Annotated in this window: 16 protein-coding genes; 4 read left to right on the top strand and 12 right to left on the bottom strand. The window is 49.6% G+C overall.

The window, feature by feature from the left end:
• Positions 1–32 precede the first annotated feature (32 nt).
• Positions 33–416 (top strand): aspartate 1-decarboxylase, encoded by a 384-nt coding sequence (gene panD / locus ACTHSQ_RS04915; RefSeq protein ID WP_003678944.1) that lies wholly within the window; start codon positions 33–35, stop codon positions 414–416.
• A 74-nt stretch (positions 417–490) separates the two neighbouring features.
• Positions 491–1333 (top strand): 3-deoxy-8-phosphooctulonate synthase, encoded by an 843-nt coding sequence (kdsA, locus tag ACTHSQ_RS04910; protein ID WP_440371353.1) that lies wholly within the window; start codon positions 491–493, stop codon positions 1331–1333.
• Between the two features lie 56 nt (positions 1334–1389).
• Here the strand turns inward: kdsA and mutL are convergent, their stop codons facing one another.
• From mutL to ACTHSQ_RS04880, 6 genes are all read right to left on the bottom strand, one after another.
• Positions 1390–3366, bottom strand: coding sequence for a DNA mismatch repair endonuclease MutL (gene mutL, locus ACTHSQ_RS04905; RefSeq protein WP_440371352.1), 1977 nt, complete (start codon positions 3364–3366; stop codon positions 1390–1392).
• Between the two features lie 37 nt (positions 3367–3403).
• Positions 3404–3886, bottom strand: a complete 483-nt coding sequence (locus ACTHSQ_RS04900) for a GNAT family N-acetyltransferase (RefSeq protein ID WP_250589837.1) — start codon at positions 3884–3886, stop codon at positions 3404–3406.
• A 71-nt stretch (positions 3887–3957) separates the two neighbouring features.
• The gene (locus ACTHSQ_RS04895) at positions 3958–5094 is read right to left on the bottom strand and encodes a 5-(carboxyamino)imidazole ribonucleotide synthase (protein ID WP_440371351.1); all 1137 of its coding nucleotides are present in this window, start codon (positions 5092–5094) and stop codon (positions 3958–3960) included.
• Between the two features lie 83 nt (positions 5095–5177).
• Positions 5178–5747, bottom strand: coding sequence for an RNA 2'-phosphotransferase (locus tag ACTHSQ_RS04890; protein ID WP_003683506.1), 570 nt, complete (start codon positions 5745–5747; stop codon positions 5178–5180).
• Positions 5748–5790: 43 nt separating this feature from the next.
• A complete protein-coding gene (gene trpE / locus ACTHSQ_RS04885) occupies positions 5791–7266 on the bottom strand; it encodes an anthranilate synthase component I (protein ID WP_440371350.1) in 1476 nt (491 codons plus the stop codon).
• A gap of 135 nt (positions 7267–7401) precedes the next feature.
• Positions 7402–7779 carry a hypothetical protein gene (locus ACTHSQ_RS04880; protein ID WP_440371349.1) on the bottom strand — a complete coding sequence of 126 codons (378 nt, stop codon included), beginning with the start codon at positions 7777–7779 and terminating at the stop codon, positions 7402–7404.
• Positions 7780–7915: 136 nt separating this feature from the next.
• Here ACTHSQ_RS04880 and ACTHSQ_RS04875 point away from each other — a divergent pair, with 136 nt between their 5' ends.
• The gene (locus tag ACTHSQ_RS04875) at positions 7916–8536 is read left to right on the top strand and encodes a Smr/MutS family protein (RefSeq protein ID WP_070632886.1); all 621 of its coding nucleotides are present in this window, start codon (positions 7916–7918) and stop codon (positions 8534–8536) included.
• Positions 8537–8588: 52 nt separating this feature from the next.
• Here ACTHSQ_RS04875 and ACTHSQ_RS04870 read toward each other — a convergent pair whose 3' ends face one another.
• The 6 genes from ACTHSQ_RS04870 to dnaB form a co-directional block, all read right to left on the bottom strand.
• Positions 8589–9077 carry a PilX family type IV pilin gene (locus ACTHSQ_RS04870; RefSeq protein WP_440371348.1) on the bottom strand — a complete coding sequence of 163 codons (489 nt, stop codon included), beginning with the start codon at positions 9075–9077 and terminating at the stop codon, positions 8589–8591.
• A gap of 4 nt (positions 9078–9081) precedes the next feature.
• The gene (locus ACTHSQ_RS04865) at positions 9082–9627 is read right to left on the bottom strand and encodes a pilus assembly PilX family protein (protein ID WP_003683429.1); all 546 of its coding nucleotides are present in this window, start codon (positions 9625–9627) and stop codon (positions 9082–9084) included.
• Positions 9606–10541: a PilW family protein gene (locus tag ACTHSQ_RS04860; protein WP_003683284.1), complete on the bottom strand. Its 936-nt coding sequence runs from the start codon at positions 10539–10541 to the stop codon at positions 9606–9608. Before ACTHSQ_RS04860 ends, ACTHSQ_RS04865 begins: the two co-directional genes overlap by 22 nt.
• Before the next feature lie 2 nt (positions 10542–10543).
• Positions 10544–11191, bottom strand: coding sequence for a type IV pilus modification protein PilV (gene pilV / locus ACTHSQ_RS04855; RefSeq protein WP_003683495.1), 648 nt, complete (start codon positions 11189–11191; stop codon positions 10544–10546).
• 15 nt (positions 11192–11206) lie between these two features.
• Entirely contained in the window at positions 11207–11872 is a 666-nt protein-coding gene (locus ACTHSQ_RS04850) for a GspH/FimT family pseudopilin (RefSeq protein ID WP_154954378.1), read from the bottom strand.
• Positions 11873–12029: 157 nt separating this feature from the next.
• The gene (gene dnaB, locus ACTHSQ_RS04845) at positions 12030–13436 is read right to left on the bottom strand and encodes a replicative DNA helicase (protein WP_440371347.1); all 1407 of its coding nucleotides are present in this window, start codon (positions 13434–13436) and stop codon (positions 12030–12032) included.
• Between the two features lie 154 nt (positions 13437–13590).
• On the opposite strand from dnaB, the gene ACTHSQ_RS04840 reads away from it, so the two are divergent.
• On the top strand, positions 13591–14172 hold the full coding sequence (locus ACTHSQ_RS04840) for a superoxide dismutase (protein ID WP_440371346.1): 582 nt from the start codon (positions 13591–13593) through the stop codon (positions 14170–14172).
• Positions 14173–14293 lie beyond the last annotated feature (121 nt).

Genomic DNA, 14293 nt, shown 5'->3' with positions numbered 1-14293 from the left:
CGCAAATCAACCCACAATCAAAAAGGAAACCCATGTTCCGTACCATGCTCGGCGGCAAAATCCACCGTGCCACCGTTACCGAAGCCGACCTCAACTACGTCGGCAGCATTACCGTTGACCAAGACCTGCTGGATGCGGCAGGTATTTGCGTTAACGAAAAAGTCGCCATCGTCAACAATAACAACGGCGAACGTCTTGAAACCTACACTATCCCCGGCGAACGCGGCAGCGGCGTCGTTTGCCTCAATGGCGCGGCCGCGCGTTTGGTTCAAAAAGGCGACATCGTGATTATCATGTCTTACGTTATGTTGTCCGAGCCCGAAATTGCAGCGCATGAGCCGAAAGTCGTCCTCGTCGATGAGAACAATAAAATCCGCGACGTGATTTCTTATGAGCCGCCGCACACTGTGTTGTAATATTCAAACAAAGGCCGTCTGAAACGTTTCAGACGGCCTGTTTCCCAAATTCAACTTATCTGAAAGGCTTTGCCGTGAATATCCAAATCAACAACATCACCGTCAGCAACGATGCGCCCTTTACCCTTTTCGGAGGCATCAATGTCCTTGAAGACCTCGACTCTACGCTGAAAGCCTGTGAGCAATACGTTAAAGTAACCGATAAACTCGGCATCCCTTACGTGTTTAAAGCCTCTTTCGACAAGGCAAACCGCTCTTCCATTCACTCTTTCCGCGGTGTGGGTCTGGACGAAGGCATGAAGATTTTTCAAGCGGTAAAACGCGAGTTTAACGTTCCCGTGATTACCGATGTTCACGAGCCTTACCAATGCCAGCCGGTTGCAGAAGTCTGCGATGTCATCCAGCTGCCTGCCTTCTTGGCGCGCCAAACCGATTTGGTGGTGGCAATGGCGAAAACCGGCAATGTCATCAACATCAAAAAACCGCAATTCCTCAGCCCGTCTCAAATGAAAAACATCGTCGAGAAATTCCAAGAAGCAGGTAATGAGCAAATCATTTTGTGTGAACGTGGCTCAAATTTCGGCTACGACAACTTGGTGGTCGATATGCTCGGCTTTGGCGTGATGAAAAAAACGTGTAACAACCTGCCCATTATTTTTGACGTCACCCATTCCCTGCAAACGCGCGAATCCGGTGCCGCAGCATCTGGCGGACGTCGCGCCCAAGTATTGGACTTGGCACTTGCCGGTATGGCAACCCGATTGGCCGGTTTGTTCCTTGAATCTCATGCCAATCCCGACCAAGCCAAATGCGATGGACCAAGCGCATTGCCGCTTGCCCAATTGGAAGACTTCCTGACCCGTGTTAAAGCGATTGATGAAACCGTGAAATCGTTTGCACCTATGGATATTCGTTAAGGGCGAATAGTTGAAAGGCCGTCTGAAAGCATTTTCAGACGGCCTTTTTATCGGCGTTACTGTCCGCGTAAAAACAACGCATCCAATTCTTTTAAAGTCAGTTTGACCCATGTCGGACGGCCGTGGTTACACTGGTTGCTGCGCGGCGTGTTTTCCATATCGCGCAGGAGCGCATTCATTTCGGGCAGGGTGAGCTGGCGGCCGGCGCGGACGGAGCCGTGGCAGGACATGGTGGCGAGGATGTGGTTTTCGTGTTCTTCGATGGTTTGGCTGCTACCGACTTGGGCGAGTTCGCCCAATACGTCTTTGGCGAGCGAGACGACGTCGGCTTTGCCGAGCATGGCTGGGACGGCGCGGACGGCGAGGGTGTTGCCGCCCATGTCGGACAATTCCAGCCCGAAGCCTGCCAGTGCTTCGGCGTGGTCGGCGAGGGCGGCGCATTCTTCGTGGGACGCGGCGAAGGTAACGGGGATGAGCAGGCGTTGGCTTTGCAGGTTGCCGTTTTCCTGCCGCTGGCGTTTCATTTTTTCGTAGTTGACGCGTTCGGCGGCGGCGTGCATGTCGATGAGCAGCAGGCTGTCTTCGGCCTGGGCGAGGATGTAGATGCCTAATAGTTGGGCGATGGCAAAGCCGAGCGGCGGCAGTTCGGATTGGGAGGGAAGGCCGTCTGAACATTGCTTATCTGTTTTGGGAGTAGGCGTTTCAGACGGCATATTACCGAAACGTGCCTGCTCGAATTGGCTCAACTCAAGGTCGATGTCGTCTGTTTTTTTGTAGAGCTCGGCATAAGTATTCATGGCTGCGCGGCTTTCGCGCAGAGACAGGCTGCGTTGTTGCGGCGCACGCGCGGCTTGGTAAGGCATAGGCGCGGTTTTGCCTGATGAACCAAAGGCATTGCGTGTATCGGGTTTGTTGCCCGTCGGGTAGTTGGATGCGCTATCAAACAGATTTTCACCGTCGTTTTCAGACGGCATTGGTGTAGTAGTAACGCCAGTAATGTCATGCAACACTTCGCCTGCGTTGCTGACGCTTTCGGTCAGGTCGGCGCGTGTGTCGGCAAGGGCTTTGTTGAGCGTGTGGAACACGAGTTGGTGCACCTGCTGGCTGTCGCGGAAGCGGATTTCGGTTTTGGTCGGGTGGACGTTGACATCCACGGCTTCGGGCGGCAGGTCGAGGAAGAGGACGAAAGCAGGCGTCAGCGCGTTGTGCAATACGTCTCGGTATGCCTGCTTGACGGCATGAAGCATGACTTTGTCGCGCACGAAGCGATGGTTGACGAAGCAGTATTGTTTGTCGGTTTTTCCTTTGGCAAAAGTCGGCTTGGCAATCGCGCCATAGAGCCGCAATGCGCCATTGCCGCTGTCAATTTCCAATGAGGCCGTCTGAAAATCATCGCCGACAATGGCGGCAATACGTTCATGCAGGCTTTGTGCAGGAAGCTTGAACACTTGTTTGCCGTCGCGTTTGAGTGAGAAGGCAATGTGCGGATGCGCCAGCGCGAGGCGTTCAAGCATGGTGGCGCAGTGGGCGTATTCGGTGTTTTCGGATTTGAGGAACTTGCGCCGCGCAGGGGTATTGAAGAAGAGTTCGGCGGCTTCGATGGTGGTGCCGACGGGGTGGGCGGCGGCGGTGGGGCTGCTGAGTTTGCCGTCTTCGGCTTTGACTTGGGTTGCGTGCGAACTGTCTTCTTGACGGCTGGTCAGGGTCAGGCGGCTGACTGAGGCGATACTGGCCAAACCTTCGCCACGAAAGCCCATACTGGCAACGTGTTCCAAATCGTTTAAGGTTTTGATTTTGCTGGTGGCGTGGCGGTGGAGCGCAAGCTCGATGTCGTCTGAGTGGATGCCGCTGCCGTTGTCGCTGACGCGAATCAGGCGGATGCCGCCGCCTGCCAGTTCGACATCAATCGCTGTCGCGCCTGCATCGATACTGTTTTCAACGATTTCTTTTAAGGCGTTGGCAGGGCGTTCGACCACTTCGCCGGCGGCGATTTGGTTGACAAGATGGTCGGGCAGAGCGGCAATTCGGGACATCGGTTTCTTTCAAAAAAGCAACGGTAGAAGGAGAAAATTACAGGTATTTGCGCATCAATTCGCATTCGACGCGGACGGTTTTGTTCAGCTGCAACACGGCAGTACCGAGCGATTCGTAGCGGTTGAGGCGATAGAAAGGCACGGAATTGAGCGAGGCATACAGTTTGAGAAAGCTGAGGCCTGCATTTCGTGCCATTTCTTCGGCGCGGCTGAGCAGGGCCGTACCCAAGCCGAGATTGTGGAAGAGCGGATGGACGTATAAGGCGTCCAGTTGCGCTTCTTTGAAATCGACTTGGAAGAAGCCTTGAATCAGCCCTTTGTATTCGACCACCCACAAGGCTTTGTTTTTATCGGAGATGGTTTCTAAATAGCTGTTGATGTCGAGCAGACTTTCCCATGTGTGCATAATAGTTTCATCATAACAGCGAATGCAGGCGTATTGAACGGCATGCAGATGGGCATTGTGTATGTCTTGGCAGTCTTTTTCGGTTGCCGGACGGAGGATGGTCAGAAGGCTCATGGCGGATGGTCGGAAAAATTGATTTCAGACGGCCTTTAGCAATCAAAGGCCGTCTGAAAAAGTGGGTAAGGTTACAGGCTTTGATGTAAGGTTTGTGCGGTTTGGAACGCGTTGTTCGCATCGTTGGCTAAGACAGTAAAGTGGCCCATTTTTCGGCCTTTGCGCGCGGCTTTTTTGCCGTAAAGATGCAGATGTGCATTCGGGTTGCTTTGCAGCGGCAGCCATTCGGGTTCGCTACCGTTTTCTTTCCAGACGTCGCCCAAAATATTCGCCATGCAGCATGAAGAAAGCAGCTTGGTATCGGCGGGCGGCAGATTGCACATAATGCGTACCTGCTGTTGGAACTGGTCTGCGGCGCAGGCATCCAGCGTATGGTGGCCGGAATTGTGCGGGCGCGGGGCGATTTCGTTGACGACCAATTCATGCGTGTCGCCGACGACGAACATTTCCACCGCCAACACGCCGACATAATCCAATTCGTCCGCCAAGCGCTGCGCCATCTGCCGCGCCTGTTGCTGCACGTCGGCACTCAGCCGCGCAGGGACGATGGAATAAGCCAAGATGCCGTTTTCGTGGATGTTTTCAGCAGGATCGAAGGTTTGCACGTTTTCATTGTTCAGACGGCATACGATAACGGAAATCTCGCCGCGCAAATCCACCATTTTTTCCAAAACGCAATCCACGCCGCCGTGTTCGGCAAACGCGGTTTTAAGTTCGTCCACCGTTTTGACGCGGATTTGACCTTTGCCGTCGTAGCCCAAAGTCGCCGTTTTCAGGATGCCGGGCAAAAATTGCGCGCTTTCGTCGCTGATGTCGTCTGAACGGCAAACCACCTGATACGGCGCGGTTTGCAATCCCGCTTTGCGTATCCACGCTTTTTCCTGAATACGGTTTTGCGCGATGGCAACGCAGTCGCCGCTCGGAGAAACGTTGGTATGCTTTGCCAGAAAGCGCATCGCGTCGGCATTGACGTTTTCAAACTCGGTCGTAACCGCCGCGCATTTTGCCAATTCTTCCAAAGCAGCTTCATCATCAAACGGCGCGCACAAATGGCGGTCTGCAAATTCCGCCGCCGGCGCATTCGGGTCGGGATCGAGTACGGTTACTTTGTAGCCCATGGTTTTGGCAGCAACAGTAAACATTCTGCCTAATTGTCCGCCGCCAAGAATGCCGAGCATAGCAGGAGGGAGGATGGGGGATGTGTTCATGGATAATCGCTTTATGAAGAAATTGGGTAGGGTGTTTGCGGGCCGTCTGAAAATGGTTTTACAGCTTCAGACGGCCTGATGTTTTAAAGTTTGCCGATAAATTGCGGCGGAACGTTTTCAGTTAACCATACGCCGTTGTCCGCCAGATAAAATTGATGTCCTGCAGCAAGCATGGCGACAGTGTCGATGGTCAATACAACCGGCTTGCCGTGTCGGGAGCCGACTTTGACGGCTGTTTCGGCATCGGCAGACAGATGGACAAAATGGCGCGAGGCAGAATGCAGGCCTTGCTCCAAAATAGACGGAACAGAGCGTTCAGCCGTACCGTGATACAAAATTTGAGGAGGCGTTGCCACTTTGTGTTCGACCTGAACTTGTGCCGTCGAATGACCTTGCGCAGCGCGGATGCGTTTGCCGTCTTCAGAAAGGGTAAACCGTTTTTTATCGTTGTTTTCGACCACTTCCAACAATACTTCGTAGGTCAGCGGATTGCCCTTAAAGCCACGCTCGGGATGGTTTACCTGCGTCAGTAGGGTATCAATATCCACCCAGCCGTCTTTATCCAAAGTAATACCGATTTGCTCAGGATGATGGCGCAAGATAAAGCTGAGGAATTTGCTGATGGATTTTAGTTGTTTTTCGTTTAGTATCATAATCTTGTTGTTTAGTCATTTCAGAGCGCAGGCCGTCTGAAAATTATTTATCCAACCCTTCTTGCACCATTTGCGCTGCGCGTATTACTGCGCGGGCTTTGTTTTGGGTTTCCTGCCATTCGGAGGTTGGGTCGGAGTCGGCAACTACGCCTGCGCCGCTTTGGACGAAGAGGGTATTGTTTTTAATCACGGCAGTGCGGATGGCAATGGCCAAGTCCATGTCGTTGTTGAAACTCCATACGCCGACTGCGCCGCCGTAGATGCCGCGTTTGCTTGGTTCGACTTCTTCGATGATTTCCATGGCGCGGACTTTTGGAGCGCCGGAAAGTGTGCCTGCCGGGAAGGTGGCGGCAAGGATGTCCATGTTGGTCATACCGTCTTTCAGACGGCCTTCGACGTTGGAGACGATGTGCATCACATGGGAATATTTTTCAATCACCATTTTATCGGTGACTTTGACTTCGCCCGTTTTGCTGATGCGTCCGACGTCGTTGCGCCCCAGGTCAATCAACATGACGTGTTCGGCAATTTCTTTGGCATCGCTCAGCAGGTCTTGTTCGTTGGCGAGGTCTTCGGCTGGTGTTTTGCCGCGCAGGCGCGTGCCGGCGATAGGGCGGACGATGACATCGTCGCGTTCGCGGCGGACGAGGATTTCGGGGGAGGAGCCGACAATGTGGAAATCGCCGAAATCGTAGTAGAACATATACGGCGATGGGTTCAGCGTACGCAGGGCGCGGTAGAGGGCAAGCGGATTGTCGGTAAATTCCATGCTCATGCGTTGGCTGGGAACAACCTGCATGCAGTCGCCTGCAAAGATGTAGTCTTTGATTTTGTTGACGCAGGCTTTGAAAGGTTCTTCTCCAAATTCGCTGACTGCTTGCGTCTGCTTGCTGCCGAGGGAAAGAGGGATGGCGCAACTTTGGCGTAACTGGGTACGGATGTCTTCAAGACGTTCGCGCGCACGTTCATAGCCGTTGGTTTGAGACGGATCGGCATAAACAATCAGGTAGATTTTGCCGCTTAGGTTATCCACTACGGCAAGCTCTTGCGAGAGCATCAGGAGGATGTCGGGCGTGCCGAGTGGATCGGCTTTGGCCGTATGTTTCAGGCGGTGGGCAAAATGTTCGAAATTGTAGATGGTTTCATAACCGAAATAGCCGACTAGGCCGCCGGTAAAGCGCGGCAGGCTTGGGATTTCGGGCGTTTTGAAGCGGTTGTGGAAGGCTTCGATAAAGGGCAGCGGATTGCCGTCGTGTTGCTCGACGATTTCGCCGTTTTGATAAACATCGACATGTTTGCCACTGGCTTTGAGATAGTGGCTGCAAGGCAGGCCGATAAAGGAATAGCGGCCGAAACGTTCGCCGCCGACAACGGATTCTAGCAGGTAGGTGAAAGGCTTGTTAGCAAGTTTGAGGTAGATTGAAAGCGGTGTGTCCAAGTCGGCAAGCAGCTCTTGAACGAGTGGAATGCGGTTGTAACCTTGTGCGGCTTGGGCTTGGTATTCTTGTTTGCTGATCATCTTGATAAGTCTTTCAGACGGCCTGTTTTAGGGTGTTAAATCGTGTGAAGAGTATAGCATTTTATTGGGATTGTTGACAGTCTGAGCGTTATGTCAGATATGGAAAACGCCGTCTGAAAAAGACGGCGCGAGGTATCAGGCAATGGTGTTGGAGATTTTGTTTTTCCGGCTTTGTTTCCACTTGAAGATATAAGCGGCAACAACGGGAATCAGGGCGATAATGGATTTAAATGTCCAGCCTGAATACCATGTGCCTTCGGGAACATCGCTTGCAAGCCAAGTGAAGTACGGCCACCAGCAGGCAACCAGGCTACCGAGGAACAGCGGCCAAATATGACGGCTTAAGTTGCGTTGCCATAAAAGGAAACAGATGGCCGCCCAAACGAAAGTCAATACGGTAATCAGGAGAATGGTGTAGGCATCTGAAATCAGGATGGCGGCAAAGTAGTAGCTGAGTCCGACCCATAATAGGGCAAGTATCAAGACGATGATTTCTTCCGGGCGTTTAAACATGATTTCTCTCTTTTGTAAGACTGGCAATGCGTTAATACTATACCCTAAACAAGAAGCGATGATAAGAGTCTTTCAGACGGCCTTGTAGTCAGGTTTGCTATAATGAGTACAATCAATTTTTTAGAAAGGACAAACCATGACGGCAAACTTTCAAGAAACGCTGAAGGCTTTGGGCAAACAGGCGAAAAAGGAAGCCGCGGAGCGGGAAGCCGAAGCGAAGGCTAAAAAGCAGGTGGAGGATGTGGATTTCAGCAAGGCGGTTGGCAAGGTTACGCCGTTGAAAAATGCCGGTAACTATTATGAACAGCCCCGTGATAAATCACCTATCAAGCCGCGACCTAAAGAAATGGCAACTTTGGAGCAGGAAGATTATTTTTATGTGGGCAGCGGCGGCTGGGAAGAACCGCCGGCTTCGTTCAGTAAAAACGGGCAGGGTAAAAATGATTTGATGCGTTTACGAAACGGTCATTATCCTGTGGTAGCGGATGTAGATTTGCACGGCTATACGCAGGAGGAAGCGCAGCAGGTATTGAACGAATTTATTGAGTTTACGAAAAAACGCGGTGTTTGCGGCGAGATTGTCCACGGCAGCGGCTTGGGTTCTGCAGGCTATAAACCAGTTTTGAAAAATATGACGCGCCGCTGGTTGATGCAGCATCCTGATGTGTTGGCTTATGTCGAGCCCCGACAAGGCAATGATGGCGCAGTCAGGATCTTGTTGAAACGCCAACGCCGAGACGATGATTGGAAGCAGTAAAATAAAAAAAGCAGTGTCAGTAAGATGACACTGCTTTTTTATGTTTGCCAGCCTAAGAAGATTTCTTTTTGGAAACCGATTCGCAACCTTTTCTATTGGTCATTGTAGTTTTGGAATCTTTGGCAGAGTCAATATCAGTGCATTTGTAAGCATTGCCTAAACTATCCATCCAAACGGAAAGGGTATAGCCTGTTTTGATGGGAATGGCTTTCAAACGATAGGCTCGGCTTGTACTGGTATCAATCATTTCGGCAGAGTATTTATATTTGTCTGCCAAATCTTTATGGCCTTTGTATGAGGAAATAAAGTCATCCAACTGAGTTTTAATCTCATCAGTTTTCCACTTTGGATTTTTAACCATCTGGTTTTTAAAAGCAGAATTGATGGCGACTAACTCGGCATGCGCTTGTGATTGGTAGCCGCGTTCAATGTAGCGGTTGTAAGAGGGAATGGCAATGACGCTCAGGATGGCTAAGATGGCGACAGCAATCATCATCTCAACCAGCGTAAAGCCTAGTTGTTTGGTAGAGGTGGTATTCATTATATTATTCGCTGGCAACGTAAGATTGAAGGACGACTTGGGTATTGGCATTCTTACCCCATGCCTTGGCAGTAACGCGGTAGGTAATTCGACCCTCTGTCGTTTTGCCTAAATATTCGATGATGTAGCGTGGATTATTTACGATGCCGCTTTTTTTATCTAAAGGATATTCCGTACCATTGGCGTCAATACACAGGCTTTTGTCGCATTTGCGCTTCCAAGCATCTACGGTTGGGTTGCCTTCTTCAGTAAAATCGCCATTGGATTTTACGTTTGGTGTGGAGCATAAACCTTTTTCACATTTTGCGGTAAAAGTAGTCTTTTTACCTTCAATATCAAAAATTTGATTTTCACCTTCACGCAGTGCTGCTTCGGCTAGGGTGGTTGCCAGTTTGCGGTCGGCATCGTTGGTACTGATGCGTTGTTCGGTATTGTAGGATTGGGTAGCTGTAACCACGAGCAGGGCGATGACGACCATCATCATTAAGACGATAAACAAAGCATAGCCCTGCTGCCGCTCAGGTTTGATTAGAGTGATCTGTCGGCGCATACATTTCCTCCGCGGATGGTGGCATTAATTTTATAGATATCGACTTTATTGTCTTGTTCTTTTGATGGGTCAATACTGCCGTTATTCAGTACGATTTGGATAGAAGCCGGAGACTTGGCCTTAGCTGAGATATCCAATGCGTTTTTGTAATCAAATGATTCTGTATTCACTCCGCTGGCAGATGCATTTTCAGAATCAGGACATTCTGCATAGATATAGTGGATATCCATGGTTGTAATGCCTTTAATCAACAGCTGCGGATTACTCCATGAGCCATCATTTGATAATTGGAAACGGAACAAACCGCTCTCTTCACCAAGCTTACCGACAGCGTAGGCAATCATTTCATGTTTCATAATGGCGATACTGCCGTCTTGATCAGAGTTGGTAATTTTTAAAGCTGATTTTGCCGCAGCCAAATCTTTAATTTCTATGTGAGGTTTGGCAATACCGGAGCAGCTGCTGGCAATGGCAGTTTTTGCAGCAGAGTCCGCTTTGTCGATACCGTATTGGAACAGCAGGGCTTTGCCAGTTTGAACAAAGCCTGTATAGCTTAATTTATTGATTTCTTTAACCGGTAACAGCTTATTCACACCGGCTGTTTTCAATGTATATTCATCCGAGCTTTTGTCTTCTATCACTGCAGAGGCAGGAAAATTCGCCATATTGAAGCAGCCGAAATTACCTGCCATACGCGCATCGCGGACGATCATATTGGCGGCGTTGCGCAAATCTTGTTGGATACCGATACGGGCGTTGGCAGACTTGTTTAATCCGCGCGCAGTAAAGTAGGTGGAGCTGACAGCCATTAAGACGATCATGCTGAGCAGGCTGGCAACCAGAAATTCAAGGATGCTGAAGCCACGAATGGCGATTTTATTGGGAATATGGTTGAGTAAGCGTTTATTGTTCATTGTTAGTCTCTTACGCGTGATTGGTAGGTATAGATAACGTGATGCCCCGATGTGTTGAGATTTTTTGCGCTATTTTCTTCTTCAACATCTTGCGACCATAAAACTTTCACGATGGTTGTATCGCCTTTGCCATCGCATTTTGCGTTAAACCCATTTTCGTAAGTCGGCTCTGCACCGGAAGAATCTTTGCAGATGGTCGAGAAGACTTGGGCTTCGGGAAGGGCTTTGGCTAAATCGGCTTTAAACTGTGCAATTTGAGCCTGTGCAAGTTGGGCTTTGGTCATTTTGGCTTCAAATTTTGCAGTTTGTTTAGAGTCTGATTTTAGGTAGGCATCATAGGATTTTTTATAACGGGTGGTTTTTTCCCCTGCAGTATCGGTTTCTTCAGAGAGCGTCGGATTAATGAGCATGCCTTCAATCAGATTTTGCGTAATTTGGGCGACTGCGGTTTGATTTTCAGACTCGCGCACGCTGGATACGGTACGCAATTGAACAGCCAGAAGGGCAAGCACACCGATGGCAAGGACAAACATGGCAATCAAAACTTCAATCAGGGTCATACCTGATTGAAGTTTTGGAGTAAAGCTTGTTGAGCTTGTTTTCAGACGGCCTTTAAATGATCTGAGATGAGTAGGATTAGTAATGTTCATAAGATACCGTTGTTATTATTTGGAAGTGTATTCGCACATTTTGCGCTCATCGTTTTTAGCACAGATTTCGACATGCCCATTGCCATTGATTAAAAGTACGGTAGCACGGGCTTTCTTGGTTTCAGCATCGGCAGCAGATTTATCCGTTAGGCTGATTTTGATGTGGCCGTCTGAAAATTGATAATTTTTGCCATCAGTTGAATGACCAAATGTACCATTGGGAAGAAATCTCCACCAGACTTCTTTTGAAGCTGAGGCCGAGAGGGCAGAACGGTCATTGCCGATAGGGATATAGTTGAAGCTGTATTCCACTTTGTCGGTATCTCCATTAAGGATAATGGAGCGGATGGATAAATCAACTGTGTCGTTTTGATAGCGTAAGTCTTCGTTTTTATCGGCGTAGGCCAACATACCATTACCGGCATATTTGGAATCGCAACCATTATTGGGTGAGCCATCGGATTTGATTTTGACCGGGCAGATGTAAACGGGAAGATTGAGACGGACGGCCTCATTACGCGCGAAGCGCAGCAGATTTGCAATTTGCTCTGCTTGCGATGCCGCACGTCTGGAGGCAATCCATTGATTCATATTGGGAAGTGCGATGACGGCCATTACTGCTGCAATAGTAATGACGATCAGCAACTCAATTAGGGTGAAGCCTTTTTGTGTCTGATACATGAGTGATTTTTTAGTAGTAATGTGTTGGGTAACTGACGTTTTCTCTTTTGCACTTGCCTGTGGCAATGCTTTTGCTTTTATTAGATTTATTCTAAACGATTTTGTAATGCGTGACTAATGAAATATGAAATTCGGTTAGTTTTTCGGACAATCTGTCTCAATCTTCCATCAACATGGATTCTGGAATATAGGCAGCATTATCAAATTTGGTAAATTGACCCATCCAAGTGAGGAATACTTTCCCAACGGGACCGTTACGGTGTTTGCCGATAATACATTCCGCCAAGCCTTTTGCGGGTGAATCTGAGTTGTAGTATTCGTCGCGATACATGAACATAATCAAGTCGGCATCTTGTTCGATTGCGCCGGACTCACGCAAGTCGGACATCATCGGGCGTTTGTCGGTACGCTGCTCAACTGTACGGCTCAACTGCGACAGGGCAATGACGGGAACTTGCAATTCTTTAGCCAATGCTTTGAGGGAGCGCGAAATTTCGCCAAGCTCGGAAGCACGGTTGTCAGAGCGACCAGAACCTGACATCAATTGCAGGTAGTCGATAACGATCAACCCCAATTTGCCGTTGAACTGGCGTGCAAGACGACGGGCGCGGGCGCGGAGTTCGAGCGCAGTCAAACCCGGCGTTTCATCGATATACATGGGTGCATCGGAGAGTTTAACGACCGCTTCGTTCAGACGGCCCCAGTGTTCGTCTTGTAATCTGCCGGTTTTTAAAACGCTTTGATCCAAACGTCCGACTGAACCCAGCATACGCATGACCAACTGCGCACCGCCCATCTCCATAGAGAATACGGCGACAGGCAATTTGTTTTCTACGGCAACGTGTTCCGCAATATTGATCGAAAAGGCGGTTTTACCCATGGACGGACGACCTGCGACGATGATCAAATCGCCCGGTTGGAGGCCTGATGTTTTTTTGTCGAGGTCGATAAAACCTGTCGATATGCCGGTTACTTCATCAGGATTGTCGCGCGAATAAAGCATATCGATGCGCTCGACCACTTCTTTCAGAAGGTCGGGCATCTCAAGGAAGCCTTGTTTGGATTTGGCGGTGCTTTCGGCGATTTGGAATACTTTGTTTTCTGCCTCGTCCAAAAGCTGGCCTGCATCGCGCCCTTGCGGATTGTATGCGCTGCGTGCAATTTCCGTGCCGACTTCGGCAAGCTGGCGCATGATGGAACGTTCGCGCACGATTTCGGCGTAGCGGCGGATATTGGCAGCAGACGGCGTATTTTGCGCCAGCGTAATCAGATAGTTGAATCCGCCTGCCGCTTCCAATTCTTCATTGCGTTCCAAACTTTCTTGGACGGTAATGACGTCGGCAGGACGGCTTTCATTAATCAGATTGGCAATCGTACGAAAAATCAGGCGGTGTTCGTGGCGGTAGAAATCCTCGCCGGAAACGACATCGGCAATACGGTCCCAAGCAGAATTTTCCAGCATCAGGCCGCCCAATACGGATTGCTCCGCTTCTGTGGAATGTGGCGGCAGTGACAATGCGCTGATTTCACGGTCTTCAGACGGCATATCGGAATAATTGCTCATGACGGGCATCTCTGGCTGGGAAATTGCAATCCACTATTATAGCGCAGTGTAAGTTCAATTGGTTTGTTTAGGCTAAAGCAGGTAAAATAGTAATGTTGTCGATTTGACAACACACACTACCAAAATATAAATATCAAGAATTAGGAGCATAAAAATGGAACACAAGCTGCCACAATTGCCTTATGAACTGGATGCGTTGTCCCCTCATCTGACCAAAGAAACTTTGGAGTTCCACTACGGCAAACACCATCAAACCTACATCACCAATTTGAACAATCAAATTAAAGGCACTGAGTTTGAAGAAATGCCTTTGGAAGAAATCGTGAAAAAATCTTCCGGCGGTATGTTCAACAACGCTGCCCAAACTTGGAACCACACTTTCTACTGGCTGGGCTTTACCCCTAAAGGCCAAGGCAAACCTGCCGGCGAATTGGCTGCAGCCATCGACGCCAAATGGGGCAGCTTCGAGAAATTCCAAGAAGCGTTCAATGCCTGCGCGGCCGGTACTTTCGGCTCAGGTTGGGCATGGTTGCTGAAAACGCCTGCCTGTGAATTGGATCTGGTTTCTACTTCCAATGCAGGTACTCCGCTGACTACTGAAAACACTCCGCTGTTGACTTGCGACGTATGGGAACACGCCTACTACATCGACTACCGCAACAGCCGTCCTAACTACCTGAAAGGTTTCTGGGAAATCGTTAACTGGGATGAAGTTGCCAAACGTTTCGCCGCATAAAACGATATGGATGAAAAGGCCGTCTGAAAAATTTTCAGACGGCCTTTTTGTCAATATTGGCGTGAAGAGATGGTTTAGATGAATGTTTTTTCCGTCTGATGCGCAAAATTATCATGGAGCA

The sequence above is a fragment of the Neisseria sp. P0009.S008 genome (genome assembly GCF_051958615.1).
In the GTDB taxonomy this organism is placed as follows: Bacteria; Pseudomonadota; Gammaproteobacteria; order Burkholderiales; family Neisseriaceae; genus Neisseria; species Neisseria subflava.
This window is presented reverse-complemented; position numbering and strand designations above follow the sequence as displayed.

Excerpts from the sequence above, each read along its gene's own strand:
- panD (WP_003678944.1), top strand. The coding sequence starts at position 33 with ATGTTCCGTACCATGCTCGGCGGCAAAATCCACCGTGCCACCGTTACC.
- mutL (WP_440371352.1), bottom strand. The coding sequence starts at position 3,366 with ATGTCCCGAATTGCCGCTCTGCCCGACCATCTTGTCAACCAAATCGCC.
- ACTHSQ_RS04900 (WP_250589837.1), bottom strand. The coding sequence starts at position 3,886 with ATGAGCCTTCTGACCATCCTCCGTCCGGCAACCGAAAAAGACTGCCAA.
- ACTHSQ_RS04895 (WP_440371351.1), bottom strand. The coding sequence starts at position 5,094 with ATGAACACATCCCCCATCCTCCCTCCTGCTATGCTCGGCATTCTTGGC.
- ACTHSQ_RS04890 (WP_003683506.1), bottom strand. The coding sequence starts at position 5,747 with ATGATACTAAACGAAAAACAACTAAAATCCATCAGCAAATTCCTCAGC.
- trpE (WP_440371350.1), bottom strand. The coding sequence starts at position 7,266 with ATGATCAGCAAACAAGAATACCAAGCCCAAGCCGCACAAGGTTACAAC.
- ACTHSQ_RS04880 (WP_440371349.1), bottom strand. The coding sequence starts at position 7,779 with ATGTTTAAACGCCCGGAAGAAATCATCGTCTTGATACTTGCCCTATTA.
- ACTHSQ_RS04875 (WP_070632886.1), top strand. The coding sequence starts at position 7,916 with ATGACGGCAAACTTTCAAGAAACGCTGAAGGCTTTGGGCAAACAGGCG.
- ACTHSQ_RS04870 (WP_440371348.1), bottom strand. The coding sequence starts at position 9,077 with ATGAATACCACCTCTACCAAACAACTAGGCTTTACGCTGGTTGAGATG.
- ACTHSQ_RS04865 (WP_003683429.1), bottom strand. The coding sequence starts at position 9,627 with ATGCGCCGACAGATCACTCTAATCAAACCTGAGCGGCAGCAGGGCTAT.
- ACTHSQ_RS04860 (WP_003683284.1), bottom strand. The coding sequence starts at position 10,541 with ATGAACAATAAACGCTTACTCAACCATATTCCCAATAAAATCGCCATT.
- pilV (WP_003683495.1), bottom strand. The coding sequence starts at position 11,191 with ATGAACATTACTAATCCTACTCATCTCAGATCATTTAAAGGCCGTCTG.
- ACTHSQ_RS04850 (WP_154954378.1), bottom strand. The coding sequence starts at position 11,872 with ATGTATCAGACACAAAAAGGCTTCACCCTAATTGAGTTGCTGATCGTC.
- dnaB (WP_440371347.1), bottom strand. The coding sequence starts at position 13,436 with ATGAGCAATTATTCCGATATGCCGTCTGAAGACCGTGAAATCAGCGCA.
- ACTHSQ_RS04840 (WP_440371346.1), top strand. The coding sequence starts at position 13,591 with ATGGAACACAAGCTGCCACAATTGCCTTATGAACTGGATGCGTTGTCC.